10 protein-coding genes are annotated in these 15,816 nt (G+C 58.3%); 6 read left to right on the top strand and 4 right to left on the bottom strand.

The features are described 5' to 3' along the window. Positions 1 to 101: 101 nt before the first annotated feature. From glnS to nagE, 3 genes are all read right to left on the bottom strand, one after another. Positions 102 to 1,763: a glutamine--tRNA ligase gene (gene glnS / locus AACT07_RS11635; protein ID WP_005334302.1), complete on the bottom strand. Its 1,662-nt coding sequence runs from the start codon at positions 1,761 to 1,763 to the stop codon at positions 102 to 104. 355 nt (positions 1,764 to 2,118) lie between these two features. Further along, positions 2,119 to 4,782, bottom strand: coding sequence for a beta-N-acetylhexosaminidase (locus AACT07_RS11640; protein ID WP_005334304.1), 2,664 nt, complete (start codon positions 4,780 to 4,782; stop codon positions 2,119 to 2,121). Between the two features lie 121 nt (positions 4,783 to 4,903). Beyond that, positions 4,904 to 6,382: an N-acetylglucosamine-specific PTS transporter subunit IIBC gene (nagE, locus tag AACT07_RS11645; protein ID WP_069527856.1), complete on the bottom strand. Its 1,479-nt coding sequence runs from the start codon at positions 6,380 to 6,382 to the stop codon at positions 4,904 to 4,906. Positions 6,383 to 6,655: 273 nt separating this feature from the next. Between nagE and nagB the strand changes: the two genes are divergently transcribed. Genes nagB through nagC form a run of 3 tightly spaced genes read left to right on the top strand, consistent with a single transcriptional unit; the run spans position 6,656 to position 9,830 of the window. Then, positions 6,656 to 7,456 (top strand): glucosamine-6-phosphate deaminase, encoded by an 801-nt coding sequence (gene nagB, locus AACT07_RS11650; RefSeq protein ID WP_005334308.1) that lies wholly within the window; start codon positions 6,656 to 6,658, stop codon positions 7,454 to 7,456. A gap of 9 nt (positions 7,457 to 7,465) precedes the next feature. Further along, positions 7,466 to 8,611, top strand: a complete 1,146-nt coding sequence (gene nagA, locus AACT07_RS11655; protein ID WP_069527858.1) for an N-acetylglucosamine-6-phosphate deacetylase — start codon at positions 7,466 to 7,468, stop codon at positions 8,609 to 8,611. Positions 8,612 to 8,615: 4 nt separating this feature from the next. Beyond that, complete coding sequence (gene nagC / locus AACT07_RS11660; RefSeq protein WP_005334312.1) at positions 8,616 to 9,830, top strand: DNA-binding transcriptional regulator NagC; 1,215 nt, start codon at positions 8,616 to 8,618, stop codon at positions 9,828 to 9,830. Positions 9,831 to 9,901: 71 nt separating this feature from the next. Here the strand turns inward: nagC and AACT07_RS11665 are convergent, their stop codons facing one another. Continuing rightward, positions 9,902 to 11,518, bottom strand: a complete 1,617-nt coding sequence (locus tag AACT07_RS11665) for a phosphoethanolamine transferase (protein ID WP_069527860.1) — start codon at positions 11,516 to 11,518, stop codon at positions 9,902 to 9,904. Between the two features lie 230 nt (positions 11,519 to 11,748). On the opposite strand from AACT07_RS11665, the gene AACT07_RS11670 reads away from it, so the two are divergent. The 3 genes from AACT07_RS11670 (at position 11,749) to btsR (ending at position 15,709) form a co-directional block, all read left to right on the top strand. Next, on the top strand, positions 11,749 to 12,984 hold the full coding sequence (locus AACT07_RS11670) for an HD-GYP domain-containing protein (protein WP_040066103.1): 1,236 nt from the start codon (positions 11,749 to 11,751) through the stop codon (positions 12,982 to 12,984). Between the two features lie 353 nt (positions 12,985 to 13,337). Beyond that, positions 13,338 to 15,008, top strand: a complete 1,671-nt coding sequence (locus AACT07_RS11675; RefSeq protein WP_069527861.1) for a sensor histidine kinase — start codon at positions 13,338 to 13,340, stop codon at positions 15,006 to 15,008. Further along, positions 15,005 to 15,709, top strand: coding sequence for a two-component system response regulator BtsR (btsR, locus tag AACT07_RS11680; protein ID WP_005350523.1), 705 nt, complete (start codon positions 15,005 to 15,007; stop codon positions 15,707 to 15,709). Before AACT07_RS11675 ends, btsR begins: the two co-directional genes overlap by 4 nt. Positions 15,710 to 15,816 lie beyond the last annotated feature (107 nt).

A 15,816-nucleotide genomic window follows, 5' to 3' on the forward strand; every position in this document is an offset into this window, starting at 1 on the left:
CGGGACACGGACAATAAAAAAGCCAGCTGATGCTGGCTTTTTTATTGTCCGGCGCAGGCCGTTGGCAGCACACAGGGCAGGGTCTCCCCTGCCCCATCGGCTTAGCCTTCTACCTTGCCCCAGGAGTCGCGCAGGGCAACGGTGCGGTTGAACACCAGATGCTCCGGGCTGGAGAGCTTGTTGTCGGCGCAGAAATAACCTTCACGCTCGAACTGGTAAGCCTGCTCCGGCTTGGCGTTTTTGAGCGACGCCTCGACACGGGCACCCTCGATGATCACCAGGGATTCCGGGTTCAGGGCGGCTTCGAAGTCATCCTCGGCGCCCGGGTTCGGCACCTTGAACAGACGATCGTAGAGACGCACTTCGGCTGGCAGGGAGTGAGTGGCGCTGACCCAGTGGATCACCCCTTTCACCTTGCGACCATCGGCCGGATCCTTGCCCAGGGTCTCGGGGTCGTAGGAGCAGTAGATGCAGGTGACTTTGCCATCGGCATCTTTCTCGATACGCTCGGCCTTGATCACATAGGCATTGCGCAGACGTACTTCCTTGCCCAGCACCAGACGCTTGAACTGCTTGTTCGCCTCTTCTTTGAAGTCCGCTTCATCGATGAAGATCTCGCGGGTGAAATTCAGCTCGCGGGTACCCATCTCGGCATTGCTCGGGTGGGCCGGGGCAGTCAACACTTCGTCGGCAGCCAGGTTCTCGATGACCACCTTCACCGGATGCAGCACGGCCATGGCGCGCGGTGCATGCTCGTTGAGGTCTTCACGGATGCAGGCTTCCAGCATGCTCATCTCGACGATGTTGTCCTGCTTGGTGACGCCGATGCGCTTGCAGAACTCGCGGATGGAGGCCGGGGTGTAACCACGACGACGCAGACCGGAGACGGTCAGCATGCGTGGGTCATCCCAACCATCGACGTGCTTCTCGGTCACCAGCAGGTTCAGCTTGCGCTTGGACATGACGGTGTATTCGAGGTTCAGACGAGAGAACTCGTACTGACGGGGGTGGCAGTCGATGGTGATGTTATCCAGCACCCAGTCGTACAGACGACGGTTGTCCTGGAACTCCAGAGTACAGATGGAGTGGGTGATCCCTTCCAGCGCGTCCGAGATGCAGTGGGTGAAATCATACATCGGGTAGATGCACCACTTGTCACCGGTCTGGTGGTGGTGGGCAAACTTGATACGGTAAATAACCGGATCACGCATCACCATGAAGGGGGATGCCATGTCGATCTTGGCGCGCAGGCAGGCGGTGCCTTCGGCGAACTCGCCGTTCTTCATCTTGGCAAACAGCGCCAGGTTCTCTTCCACGCTGCGATCGCGGAACGGGCTGTTCTTGCCAGCTTCAGTCAGGGTGCCACGGTACTCGCGCATCTGCTCGGGCGTCAGCTCGTCCACATAGGCCAGACCCTTTTCAATCAGCTCGATGGCGTAGCCGTGCAGCTTGTCGAAATAGTCGGAGGAGTAGCAGATCTCGCCGTTCCACTGGAAGCCGAGCCACTGTACGTCCTGCTTGATGGACTCTACGTACTCGATATCTTCCTTCACCGGGTTGGTGTCATCGAAACGCAGGTTGCACTGGCCCTGATAGTCGCGGGCGATGCCGAAGTTCAGGCAGATGGACTTGGCGTGGCCGATATGGAGATAACCGTTCGGCTCGGGCGGAAAACGGGTATGCACGCTGCTGTGCTTACCGCTGGCCAGATCTTCATCAATGATCTGACGAATAAAGTTAGTTGGGCTGTTCGCCTGACTCATGGCTCACCTCAAAAAAGCGTCACTGGCGGAAGTTGTGCCGGCTGGCACCCTCATCCCCCCGCCGTCAAGCCGGGTATGATCCCTTATTACGGGCGCTGTCTCAACCTGAATTTGGCACTTCCGAGCCATTTCCCGGCCATTGCGCCGCTAAAAACGGCGTGGCTTGGCACATTGCACACCAAATGCATAAAAAAGCCCCGCACGAGGCGGGGCTGAAAGTGATGAAAAACACAAAACAGACAATTACACACAACAAAGGCTCACACGCACAGTCAACCTTTCCCAAACCCGATGCGCCATCGCCCTTGGGAAAGGCGGGTCTCGCGACCCACCTCATGTTAACGGTTGACTGCTATCAGTTCAGTTCGGTGACACGGCTGGTGCGCTTGCCATCGAAGCTGGTGGTACGCAGGTAGACCTTGCCATTCACGCTCGGCTTGGCCGCGGCGTCATAGGCACTCCAGTTGGTACCGTCCAGGCTGTACTGGATGGGCAGACCCGGCAGATCCACGTTCGCTTCCAGCACACCGTTCACTACCTTGGCACCCGGTACGGAGAGGCGGTATTCAACACCGGCCTGATCCAGTTTCGGCAGCACGCGCTGACCCAGTACGTTGGCAAACTGGTTCCACTCTTTGTTGAGGGTGGCCTTGTTGACGAACTTGGTCTCGCCGGAGAACTCGCGACCCTTCACATAGTTCAGCTCGAAGCCACCTTTGTGCCAGGCACGCTCGGCCACGGAGAAGATACGCGGGTAGACCATGTACTCGTACTGAGCATCGGTACGCACGGTTTCACTCCACTGCTGACCGGAGATCCCCTTGAACTTGACCGGATCCTGGTCACCCTTGGCCACGAAGGCGTTGCCATCGCGGTCAACCGAGGTCTCGGCGTTCTGCGGCAGGTTTTCCGGGGCGAAGGCGAACACCTTGCGCGTGTCGTTGAAACGGGTTGCCCAGTAGTAGCCACGCTCGGCCGGGTGTACTTCGTTCGGGAAGTCGAAGTAGAGGTAATCCGGGTTGGACAGCACCACTTGGTAACCCTTGTGGGCCCACTTCATCGCTTCGTTGAAGCCACCCCAGTAGAGGGTTTCCCAGAAGTTGACACGGGTGTTGTCGGTGGCGAAGTCCTTGGCACCGCTGGCGTACTTCAGACCATCTTCCCACGCCTGCAGGGTAGAGAAGCCGCGATCTTTGACCATCTGGCCCACTTCCTTGGCGAAGTAAACCGGCAGCTCGCCCACTTCCTTGATCTTGCCTTCGTCGATCATCTTCTGGCACATCGGGGACTTGCCAAACGGCTTGTCCTGCTTGCTGGAGTCGACGTTGCCTTTCCAGGCGACCAGCTCTTCTTTCTTGGTGACGGCCGGATCCTGATAGCCACCGCCCTGCATGATGTTCTTCGCCTCATCACCACCGTAGTGCCATGCGGTCAGCGGCTGACCGGCGGCCTGGTGCATCTGGGCAACTTCATCCATTACCTTGGCTACGAAGGTGGCAGCACCCGGCTGGCAAGGGTTGATGAAGGACATCTTGTCGTAGAACTGGACGGAGGTGACGTTGGAGGTGTCAGCCGGATCAGTCAGACGGAACTGGTTGGCTTCCGCTTCTTTGCCTTCCGCCATCAGACGCTTGTAGCGCGCTTCCATGGAGACCACGGCAGCACGAGCGTGGGCCGGCATGTTGATCTCGGGGATCACGGTCACACCGCGGGCCTTGGCATAACGCACCAGATCCACGTAGTCAGACTTGCTGTAGAAACCGGAACCCTGGTTGTCGCTGGTCGGGCCGGAACCCAGTTGCGGCATCAGGCACTTGGTTTCGGACTCGTCGTGGCAACGCTGGCTACCGACCTGGGTCAGCTCCGGCAGACCCGGGATCTCCAGACGCCAGCCTTCATCGTTGGTCAGGCCAAGGTGCAGCACGTTGAGCTTCATGGCAGACATCTGGTCAACCAGCTTCTTCATGGTATCCAGACTGCGGAAGTGGCGGGCCACGTCGGTCTGCATGCCACGGTATTCAAAGCGCGGCGCATCCTCGACGGTCATCGGGCTCACCAGCTTGTCATCAACACCCAGCAGGGAGATCAGGGATTGTGCACCCCAGAATGCCCCGTCGATGTCGCGACCCTGGATCACGGTGCCCTTCTGACCGATGGTCATGTCATAGCCTTCAGCCTGCTTGAGCTTGCTGCCGAGCTTGATGGTCACCGGGTAGCCGGTGTCGGAGAGGGTAACACCCAGCTTGGTCAGTTGAGCCTTCAGGGCCTCGGCGCGATCGCTCGGCAGATCCAGGGCATTGAGTTTGATGGTAGAGAAGTCAACCTGCGGGCCAGCTTTGACTACCTGCTTCATCGGGGTCGGCAGGATCTGGTTGTCAATCTTGCCAGCTGGCAGCAGGGTGCTGGTCTGGTTGGCCGCGAAACGGGTCTCGCTGTTCATCAGGATGTTCTTGTCATCCTTGGTACGCTTCCAGCCATCAGCTGGCATCGGCTTCTCGTAGGTGCTGGCATCATTGATGTTGCTCATGCTGGCCAGTACTTTCGGCTCGGCACCTTCGCTGGCGACATACCAGTTCGGCATGATGTCAGATTCGAACAGTACCCAGTATTCCACCACCAGCGGCACTTCGACCGTGGCATCCTTGGCAAAGCCCTGGAACTTCTCGGTTGGCGTCAAACGATAGAGATCGCCGGTCAGGTGAGTGATGGTGAACTGGTCGTTATCCACACGCTGGATACGACGGATGGAGGAGACGTAGATGCTCCAGTCTTTGGAGGTGACGTCAGCACCGGTATTGGTCAGGTGCAGCTTGGCAACGCCACAGCTCGCCCACTCGGAACCGAGTGCCTGGCAATCGAGGCCGGCACCGGCACCGTCGTTAGTGACCACTTCATACTTGACCACCAGGTTGTTGGCGAGGGAGTCGACCACGGCCTGCTTGGCGGCATCGGCTGCCTGGACCTGGCTGACAAAAACGGTAGACATGGCAATGGCTAACAGAGAATGTTTCAAGTTCATAACTGCTGCTCTCATTTGAAGTAAAGGTTGGATTTTCTTGGCTTTTTTATATGGGGCCCCTGATCGGGGCCCTTAGTTATGTCAACAATGGACTTAGACTTGAGGTGAGCGAGTCGCTCGATTAACGCAGGGCTTTCATCTCACCGGCGATGATTTCGGCCAATGGGCCCAGAATCACCTGCAGGTTCTGCTCACCGAGTTTGACCACACCGGCCGCACCCAGGGCTTTCAGCTTGCGCTCATCGACGATGCTGCGGTCTTTCAGAGTCAGACGCAGACGGGTGATGCAGGCATCGATGGTGACCAGGTTCTCTTGACCACCCAGCACTTCCAGGTATTGCTTGGCCAGCTCGGTACGGTTGGTAGATTGAGCGGCAGCCGGAGCAGTCTCTTCGTCATCTTCACGACCCGGGGTTTTCAGGTTCAGCTTGGCAATCACTACGCGGAACACGGTGTAGTAGAGGCCGAAGAAGACCAGACCCTGAGGGATCAGCATGTACCAGTTGGTCGCCAGCGGGTTACGGCTGGAGAGCACCATATCCACCAGACCGGCACTGAAACCGAAACCGGCCATCCACTGCATGGAGGCAGCGATGAACACGGAGATACCGGTCAGTACGGCGTGGATGACATACAGTACCGGCGCCACGAACATGAAGGAGAACTCGAGCGGCTCGGTTACACCAGTGAAGAAGGAGGCAAAGGCAGCTGCGATCATGATGGACGCAACTTTCTCTTTGTTCTCTTTCTTGGCGGAGTGGTAGATGGCCAGAGCGGCACCCGGCAGACCGAACATCATGATGGGGAAGAAGCCAGCCTGGTACATACCGACCACGCCTTTCACCTGATCCAGGCTCTTGCCAGCGGCCAGAGCGGCATCGATGGTAGCCTGACCACCCAGGAAGTTCGGGATGTCGTTGATACCGGCCACGTTGAACCAGAACACGGAGTTCAGGGCGTGGTGCAGACCGATCGGGATCAGCAGACGGTTGAAGAAGGCGTAGATACCGGCACCGGTAGAGCCCAGGCTCACGATGGACTCACCGAAGGAGACCAGACCACCGTAGATTGCCGGCCATACGGCCATCAGGATGAAGGATACGACGATCATCACCACGGAGGTTACGATCGGTACCAGACGACGACCGGAGAAGAAGGAGAGTGCCTTGTGCAGCTCGACGCTGCTGAAGCGGTTATACAGCTCAGCGGCGATAACACCACACAGGATACCCACGAACTGGTTGCTGATCTTGGCAAACGCGGCAGGAACCTGCTCCACCGGGATGCTCTTGATCTGGGCCACAGCGCCCGGGCTCAGCAGGGTGGTAACGACCAGGAAGCCGACCAGACCTGCCAGCGCAGCAGAACCGTCTTTATCCTTGGACATACCGTAAGCGACACCGACTGCGAACAGCACGGACATGTTATCGATAATGGCTGCGCCCGCTTTGATCAGGAAGGCAGCCAGCGCACTGTCACCACCCCAACCATTCGGGTCAATCCAGTAGCCAACCCCCATCAGGATCGCTGCGGCAGGCAATACCGCTACCGGCACCATCAGGGCACGGCCGATCTTTTGCAAATAACCGAGAATGTTCACGGTTCCTCTCCTTAGTTAATGTTTTTCTAGAAATTAAGTGCTTATCACGTTTGACGCATAAGCCATCAAGGCTTGATTGGCAGTCTAGGGCTTTTATTTCGCTGCGCAAATTAATAAACCGATAATCGTGATCGTTATCACCCAAACAAGATAAAGGTGGTGGATAGATGTGGCTTAGTTCGCAATCTTTATTTACGCTATAAAACAACTTGAATCCGTCTTAGCCAATTGCCACCGCCAAACCGGTCGCAACCCGACACAGAGGTATCCCATATGCGCCTGATCCCGTTGAAATCTGCCAGCCAAGTAGGCCTGTGGTCTGCTCGTTACATCGTTGACCGCATCAACGCGTTCAAGCCGACCAGCGATCGCCCTTTCGTACTGGGCCTGCCCACCGGTGGCACCCCGCTCAACACCTACAAGCGCCTGATCGAGTTGCACAAAGCCGGTGAAGTGAGCTTCCAGAACGTGGTCACCTTCAACATGGACGAGTACGTCGGCCTGCCGGAAGATCACCCGGAGAGCTACCACAGCTTCATGCACAACAACTTCTTCAGCCACATCGACATTCGTCCCGAGAACATCAACATCCTCAACGGCAATGCCGAGGATTTGGTGGCCGAGTGCAAGCGCTACGAAGACAAGATCAAGTCCTACGGCAAGATCCACCTGTTCATGGGTGGCGTGGGTAACGACGGCCACATCGCATTCAACGAGCCGGCCTCTTCCCTCTCCTCCCGCACCCGGGTCAAGACCCTGACCGAAGATACCCGTATCGCCAACTCCCGCTTCTTCGGTGGCGACATGGAGCAGGTGCCCAAACTGGCCCTGACCGTGGGTGTCGGCACCCTGATGGATGCGGAAGAGATCATGATCCTGGTCACCGGTCACGGCAAGGCACTGGCCCTGCAGGCCGCCGTGGAAGGCAGCGTCAACCACATGTGGACCATCTCCACCCTGCAACTGCATCCGAAGGGAATGATGGTGTGTGACGAGCCCTCTACCATGGAGCTCAAGGTCAAGACCGTTCGCTACTTCCAGCAACTGGAAGCCGCCAACATCGGCCGTCTGTAAGGAGTCGCCATGTACGCATTGACCAACTGCACCCTCTACACCGGCAACTGCGTGCTGACCGGCTACGGGGTGCTTATCGAGGGCGACAAGATTGTCGCCATCTCTCACCTGGCCGAACTGCCTGCGGGCATCGAGCAGATTGACCTCAAAGGCGCCAACCTGACCGCCGGTTTTATCGATGTGCAGCTCAACGGCTGTGGCGGGGTGATGTTCAACACAGACATCACGGTCGAGACCCTGGCAACCATGCAGGCGGCCAACCTCAAATCCGGTACCACCAGCTTCCTGCCGACCCTGATCACCAGTCCGGATGCGGATATGAAGCAGGCCGTTGCGGTGACCCGTGACTACATGGCTGCCAACCCCAACGAGGTGCTGGGCGTCCATCTGGAAGGGCCTTACACCAACCTCAAGCGCAAGGGGATCCACCCTGCCGCGCAAATTCGCCAGCCAGCGGACGAAATGATCGACTTCTTCTGTGCCAACGCGGATGCCATCACCAAAATCACCCTGGCTCCAGAGCGCAACGAGCCGGCCCATATCCGCCGTCTGGTGGAAGCGGGCATTCTGGTCTCGGCCGGTCACACTGCCGCCAGTTACGATCAGGCGATGGCCGGGTTCGATAACGGTATTCGCTTTGCGACCCACCTCTACAACGCCATGACTCCGACCCTCAACGGTCGCGAGCCGGGCGTCGTGGGCGCCATCTACGATCGCAAAGATGTCTATGCGGGCATCATCGTCGATGGCCACCATGTGCACTGGGCCAACGTGCGTCTGGCTCACAAGGCGCTGGGGGAGCGACTGGTGCTGGTCACCGATGCCACCGCGGCAGCCGGTGCACCGGAAGGCTTTGAGAAATTTGATTTTTGTGGCACCACCGTCTTTTTACGCGATGGTCAGTGTGTCGACGAGAATGGTACACTCGGCGGTTCCTCCCTCACCATGATTGAGGGGGTGGAAAATCTGGTCAAGCAGGTCGGATTACCGCTCGATGAAGCACTGAGAATGGCCAGCCTCTACCCCGCTCGCGCCATTGGATGGGACTCACGTCTCGGTAGTATCCAGGTCGGTAAAGTAGCCAACCTCACTGTCTTCGATCAGGACTTCACGGTCCGTGGGACCGTGGTTAACGGACACTACACACAACAGTGACATCATGACTGGCGGACAAATAGCAAACGTAGATCTTATCAAGCAGGTCAACAGTGCAGCCGTGTATCGGCTCATCGACCTGCAAGGCCCCATCTCCCGGGTCAAGATTGCCGAGTTGAGTCAGCTGGCCCCGGCCAGCGTGACCAAAATAACCCGGCAACTGATCGAGCATGGCCTGATCAAGGAGACCTCTCCGCAAGCCTCAACCGGCGGGCGGCGTGCCATCTCCCTGACCACCATCAAACATCGCTTTCAGTTTGTCTCTGCCAAGCTGGGCCGCGGCTACCTGCAACTGAGTCTCTATGACCTCGATGGCAAGGAGCTCGACCAGCACGTCATTCAGGTGACCGAGATCGACCAGCAACCCGTGGTCGACATGCTGCTGCGAGAGATTGGCGCCTTTATCGATGCCAACCGCGAACGTTGTCGCAACCTCATCAGCATCGCGCTGACCATGCCGGGTCTGGTCAACCCGGAATCCGGCATGGTCATCTACACCCCCAAGTACCAGATCCGCAATCTGGGACTGGCGAAGCTGCTTGAGAACCACTTCAACCTCCCCTGCTACGTGGGCAACGACACCCGCTCGCTGGCGCTGGCCGAACACTTCTTCGGCGAGTCCCGCGACTGCATGGACTCCATTCTGGTGAGTGTCCACCAGGGGACGGGCTCGGGGATCATCACCAAGGGTCAGGTGTTCCTCGGTCAGAACCGCAACGTCGGCGAGATCGGCCATATTCAGGTCGAGCCGCTCGGCAAGCGCTGCCACTGTGGCAACTTCGGCTGCCTCGAAACCATCGCCTCCAACGAAGCGATCATCGACAAGGTGAAGGAGCTCATCAGCCGCGGCCACCAGAGCGCGCTGCAGGAGAAGCACATCACCATTCAGGAGGTGTGCAAGGCTGCGCTGGCAGGTGATGAACTGGCCCGCAGCGTGATCGAGAACGTGGGTGAGCATCTGGGACGGGCGGTGGCTATTACGGTCAATCTGTTCAACCCGCAAAAGGTGCTGATCGCCGGCGAAATCACCGCCGCCGAAGAGATCCTCTTCCCGGCCATCCGCCGCTGTGTCGAGCATCAATCCCTGCCGAGCTTCCACCGTGGCCTGCCCATCGTGAAAGCCCGCTTCCAGAACCAGCCGACCTATGGCGGCTTTGCACTGGTCAAGCGCGCCCTGCTGGAGGGAGATCTGCTGCAGATCATCATGGAGCAGAAGTAAGACACTGATCTTGCGAGATAACAAAACGGCAGCCAGTGGCTGCCGTTTTCTATTGTGTGCTTGCTGGCGGTTTAGCCCGCCCGACATGGCTTGAACAGATCCAGCTTGTTGTCGTAAACACTCGTCTGCACATCCATGATCCCCAGCATGGAGTGAAAGAGGTTGTCATGGGAGAAGCGCTGACTGCTCGCCTCCGCCGCCAGGCAACCCATATCCAGCTGGCGATCGGCCTGTAACTGGGGCGAGAACCAGGTCAGCAGCGGCACCCGGGTCTGATCATCCGGCGCAAACTTGTATGGCGTGCCATGCAGATAGAGCCCCATGGCCCCGAGGGATTCACCGTGATCGGAGAGATAGACCAGTCCCACATCATACTGGCTCTCCAGCGACTTGAGCTTGTCTATCAGCAGTCCCACCACCTTGTCGGTGTAGCGGATGGTGTTGTCATAGGTGTTGACCAGCTCTTCGTTGCTGCAGTTTTCAATGTCGCTACGCGGGCAGTCCGGCATAAAGACGCGCTCACTGGCAGGGTAACGACGAAAATAGGTCGGGCCATGGCTGCCCATCAGGTGAAAAGCCACCAGCTTGTTGCCCTTCATGCCGGCAATCTGCTGATCCAGCCCCTCCAGCAGCACCTCGTCATAGCAAGACTCCCCCTGACAGAGCGCAGGATAGGATTTGGGGAGGATCTCGATGGTCGGCACATTGCGGCATACCCCTTTGCAGCCGCCATCGTTCTCTTTCCACAATACCGAGACTCCGGCATGTTGCAGCACATCGAGCAGGCCGTCACGGGAGCTGGCAAGCTGGTCATCGTAGCCACGGCGCGTGAGGTTGGAGAACATGCAGGGCACCGAGACAGCGGTGGCCGTACCGCAGGAGCGCACATCTTTGAACGACACCACTCCCTGCTCTTTGGCCGTAAAGCTGTTGGTCGCCTTGCCATACCCGTTAAGGGAGTAGTTCTGGCTGCGCGCCGTCTCCCCCACCACCAGGAACATCAAAGTCGGCTTGCTTCCCCGTGCCACCACCTTGGCATCGGTCCCCAAATGCTGGTAGGGGATCGGCGTGGCAAACAGCACATCCCGCCCATATTTGTAGAGGCCGTGCACATAGTTGGCGGGCACAATCTCTTTGGCCAGCGACTTGTTGTTGCGCCCGACCGAGGCGTAATCCTGATAGTAAAGTGACGCTACGCCCCCGATAAACAGCAGAGAGATAGCCAGTGCACCAGCCCGCAACGCCAACCCCTGATACCAGCGAGCCGGATAGCGGATCCGCAGTGACCAGAGCACCAGAACAGGCAGCAGCCCGGTCAGCAGAAACCAGAGCGCAACCGAGCCATTCAAATAGGCCCCCGCCTCACCACTGTTGGTCTCCACTATGTTCTGGATCATGCCTGCATCAAAGATGACGCCGTATTTGAGCATGGCGTAGCTGACGATGGAGCCAGTCAGAATAAGCACGGTAAAAAAGGGCTTGAGCACAAACCGGAACGTGAAGGGAATAAACACGGCATTGAGCGCCGCGATCAGCACCAGCGGGATCGAGATGGCAAATCCGGCTTTGACATGGGTCAGGGCGCTGAGCACCGTATAGAAATGCAAAAAGATTGGCCAGTTCAGTACCAGGGCGAAAAAGAGCACCAGCAACAGATTGGTCTGCAGTACACCGAGGGTTACACGCATAAACAACTCCTACATACCGGCCTGCAGCGCAGCGGGCCGGCCAAGCCAACAAAAACGACGGGGCCAGCGTAGGAAGTAAAACTTAAGCGCGAATTAAGAGGAGAAGCACGGCGCTCGTGCGCCCCATCACAGCACGGGGTGCTCCGCGGCACTGAAATGGATTTTTAGTTGTCTATCCATCGGATTTTGCTAGCTTGTTGAGTAGGCATTCACGAAATGCAGGTTAACCGATGGCACTGATCCAAGCCTCCATAGAACAGTTGCGGGTAGGCCACTATATCCATCTCCCCACGGGATGGACCAACCACCCGTTTATGTTCAATACCTTCAAGATCAAGGATCAGCAGCAACTCGACATTCTTCGTCATCTTGACCTCACCCTGCTGATGGTCGACCCCGACAAGAGCGATCTGCCCATCGAGCCGCTGCTGCGCGGCGATATCCCGGATGCAGGGCCTGACCTTGACGAGCTGGAAGAGCTGATTGCCTCGGGCCCGCCCCCCTTTGACGAAAAAGCCTTTCGCCGCTCCATGCGCGCCGCTGACAAAGCCTTTGGCCAATCCATGAGCGAGCTGCGCGATGCACTCGGGGCGCTGAACCTCAAACCGGATGAGGGACTGGCCAACACAGCCCAGATCGTCCGCAATGCCGCCTTCACCCTCAGTCAGCATGAAGGGCCTCTCGGGCTCCACCTTATTCGCAGCCCCCACACCGATATCCTGCTGCAACACAGCCTCAATGTGGCTTTTATTGCCATGCTGATGGCCCGCGAACTCGGCATGAACCCCATCGAGATTGAGGAGACGGGACTTGCGGGACTTATCCACGACATCGGCGAACTGAAAATCCCGAGCCAGATCACCCAAAAACGGGGGGATCTCAACAAGGCCGAGCAGAACTTCCTCAATATGCATCCCCAGTACGGGCTGGAGATGCTGACCCAGCTCAACGCCTTTGAACCGAAAATCCGTCAGGTCGCCCATCTGCACCACGAGCGGCTCGACGGCAGCGGTTATCCGCTCGGGATCAAGGGCGGGGAGATCCCGCCGCTGGCGCGGTTGATCGGGCTGGTCGACTTCTACGACGAGCTGCTCCATCCCCGCAACAGCGGCAACCCGGCCGCGCCGAGTCAGGCCATCAGCCAGCTCTACAAGTTATCCCAGAAGAAGTTCGACCAGAATCTGGTCAAGTTGCTGGTCAAGGTGCTGGGGGTCTATCCGCCGGGTTCACTGGTGAAACTCTCGGACGAGAGCATTGCGCTGGTGCTCTCCACCGAGCCCACCATGCCCCTCAAACCGAAGATCCTGCCCTATATCAAGGCCCAGCGGCCTGAAGCGGTCGCCATGATCGATCTGCGGGAAGATGAACGCACCATCACTGCTTTTATCAAACAGGAAGAGCTGGATGAGGGACAACGGCAGTTCTTCAACCTGACCCGCCGCTTCTGCTACTACTTTGCATTCTGAGTTATCCCCAGAAGCTGGGGATAACTCATTGGACAAACCGGAATAATTGCTCAAACCCCCATCAGAAGGTTGCCAACTGACCATGTATAAAAAACGCCCAGCCAAGGGGCCGGGCGGAGCATGCCACCTCCGTGTGGCGTATCCAGCGGATACATTCATGCTCCATCCATCAATATCAACCCGCTGCCGCTTACACAAATATCAATTTAACATGCTGATTTAATATGGTTTTATCAACTTGTTCTGGCAAACTGGCGGCCCGTTGCGCCCAGTTGGGCCAACAGAACAAGATCCTGATCACACTTATTCACGGGCTGAACATTTTTTCAGCTGGCTTATGAGGAGCGTTTTTTATGCAGTTGGTCCTCTCCTTGCTGCAACAGATGAGCGTCAGCCTGGTGATCGCCTATCTCTTCTCGAAAAGCCCGCTGCTGCGCCCGCTCGCCAACTATTCAGTGAGGCTACCTCACAAGATACTGATATACATCATCTTTTCCAGCTTTTGTATCCTCGGCACCTATGTGGGCCTCGATATCGACGATGCCATCGCCAACACCCGGGCGGTCGGCGCCGTCTTGGGGGGATTATTGGGGGGGCCGCTGGTGGGCTTTCTGGTGGGGCTGACCGGCGGCCTGCACCGCTATACGCTGGGGGGATTTACCGATCTCGCCTGCGCCATCTCCACCACCTGCGAGGGGTTGCTCGGAGGCATAGTGCACTGGCGCCTGATGCGCTCGGGACGAACGGATGCCCTGTTTGAACCGCGTATCGCCTTCTTTACCACCCTCTACGCCGAGATCATGCAGATGGTCATCATCCTGCTGGTGGCGACCCCGTTCGACAAATCCCTGCTGCTGGTGCGCACCATCGCCACCCCGATGATTCTGGCCAACTCCTGCGGCGCGGCGCTCTTTATCAGCATGATCCGCGACCAGCAGCGGATGTATGAGAAGTTCTCCCGGGTCTTCTCCGCCAAGGCGCTCAATATCGCCAACCGCACAGTGGGGATCATGAGTCAGGGCTTTACCCCGGAGGCGAGCAACAAGATTGCCCGCATCATTCAGGAGGAGACCGGCGTGGGGGCGGTCGCCATCACGGACACCGAGCAGATCCTCGCCTTTATCGGCACCGGCGAAGATCACCATCTGCCGGGTACCCCCATTGCGTCAGCCATCACCATGCAGGCCATTGCCCAGAACAAGGTGCTGTTTGCCGATGGCAACAGCCAGCCCTATCGCTGCAGCCTCTCCTCCGCATGCCAGCTGGGTTCGGTGCTGGTGATCCCGCTGCAGGGGGACAAAGGAGTGATCGGCACCATCAAGCTCTACGAGCCGAAGAAGCGGCTGTTTCTCAAGATCAACCACACCCTGGGGGAAGGGATTGCCAACCTGCTGTCACAGCAGTTGCTGGCCGGTCGGCTGGAGCAGCATCAGCGGCTGCTGGTGCAGTCCGAGTTGAAACTTATCCAGGCCCAGATCAACCCCCACTTTCTGTTCAACACCCTCAACACCATCAGTGCCATCACCCGGCGTGATCCGGACAAGGCGCGAGACCTTCTGCTGCATCTTTCGCTGTTCTTTCGCAAGAACCTCAAGCGCCAGAGTGGCCTTGCGACCCTGCAGGAGGAGCAGGAGCACTGCCAATCCTATCTGGAGATCGAGCTGGCCCGTTTTGGCGATCGGCTGACGGTGATAAACGAAATCCCGCCCCATCTGGCCACACTGCGACTGCCCAGCTTCACCCTGCAACCGTTGATCGAGAATGCCATCAAGCACGGCATCTCGACCCTGCTGGAGCAGGGGCGCATTCGCCTCTGGACCGAAGAGCATCCCGCCAGCGTCACCATCCATGTGGAAGATAATGCAGGCACCTGGCAAGCGCACCCCGCGGGCGACGGTCTGGGCATGACCATTGTCGATCGGCGACTGAAAAGCGCCTTTGGCGAGCGCTATGGCGTGACTATTGCCTGCGAGCCGGAACAGTGGACCCGGGTCTCGTTCACCATCCCCAAGGAGCAACCATGATCCGCACCCTGATAGTCGATGACGAACACTATGCCCGCGAAGAGCTGAGGCAGCAGCTGGCCTGCGATCCTGCCATCGAGATCGTGGGGGAAGCGGCCAACGCCATCGAGGCGTTACCGCTTATTCAGCGCCTCAAGCCCGATGTGGTGTTCCTCGATATCCAGATGCCCAAGCTGAGCGGCATGGAGCTGGTCGCCATGCTCGACCCCCTGCCCCGGATCGTCTTTGTCACCGCTTTTGACGAATATGCCATTCAGGCCTTTGAAGAGAACGCCTTCGACTACCTGCTCAAGCCGGTGGAGCCCGCCCGGCTCGCCAAGACCCTCGCTCGCCTCAAGCAGGATATCTCCCCGCAGCCCATCGAGCGGCTGGCCCCCACCATCGAACACATTCCGGGCTATCTGCACAATCGGGTCAGGCTGCTCCCCATCGCGCAGGTGGAGTATGCCTTCTCCGATCTGGGCGGGGTCCATGTGGCCTGTCAGGGCGAGCTGTTCCACACCCAGCTCACCCTCAAATCGCTGGAAGAAAAGAGCCCACTGCTGCGCTGCCACCGCCAATATCTGGTCTCCCCCAACGCCATCTTCGAGATCCGGTTGCTGGATAACCAGCTGGCAGAGATTGTCACCCCGAGCGGCGCCCGGGTGCCGGTCAGTCGTCGCTATCTCAAGGAGCTCAAAGATCAGCTGGGGCTGGACTGAGCCGCAGAGTGTGCGCCTGATCACAGCTGCCGACCGCTCGGCGCGCCAAAGCGCCGCTCGGGGAGTTTCACCTGCCAGTCAGGCGCAACCGTTTTAGACTCGCTCTG

Source organism: Aeromonas sp. ANP5 (assembly GCF_963870295.1).
GTDB classification, from domain to species: Bacteria; Pseudomonadota; Gammaproteobacteria; order Enterobacterales; family Aeromonadaceae; genus Aeromonas; species Aeromonas veronii.

Bases quoted from the DNA above. Each gene is read 5' to 3' on its own strand.
- glnS (WP_005334302.1), bottom strand. From the start codon at position 1,763: ATGAGTCAGGCGAACAGCCCAACTAACTTTATTCGTCAGATCATTGAT.
- AACT07_RS11640 (WP_005334304.1), bottom strand. From the start codon at position 4,782: ATGAACTTGAAACATTCTCTGTTAGCCATTGCCATGTCTACCGTTTTT.
- nagB (WP_005334308.1), top strand. From the start codon at position 6,656: ATGCGCCTGATCCCGTTGAAATCTGCCAGCCAAGTAGGCCTGTGGTCT.
- nagA (WP_069527858.1), top strand. From the start codon at position 7,466: ATGTACGCATTGACCAACTGCACCCTCTACACCGGCAACTGCGTGCTG.
- nagC (WP_005334312.1), top strand. From the start codon at position 8,616: ATGACTGGCGGACAAATAGCAAACGTAGATCTTATCAAGCAGGTCAAC.
- AACT07_RS11665 (WP_069527860.1), bottom strand. From the start codon at position 11,518: ATGCGTGTAACCCTCGGTGTACTGCAGACCAATCTGTTGCTGGTGCTC.
- AACT07_RS11670 (WP_040066103.1), top strand. From the start codon at position 11,749: ATGGCACTGATCCAAGCCTCCATAGAACAGTTGCGGGTAGGCCACTAT.
- AACT07_RS11675 (WP_069527861.1), top strand. From the start codon at position 13,338: ATGCAGTTGGTCCTCTCCTTGCTGCAACAGATGAGCGTCAGCCTGGTG.
- btsR (WP_005350523.1), top strand. From the start codon at position 15,005: ATGATCCGCACCCTGATAGTCGATGACGAACACTATGCCCGCGAAGAG.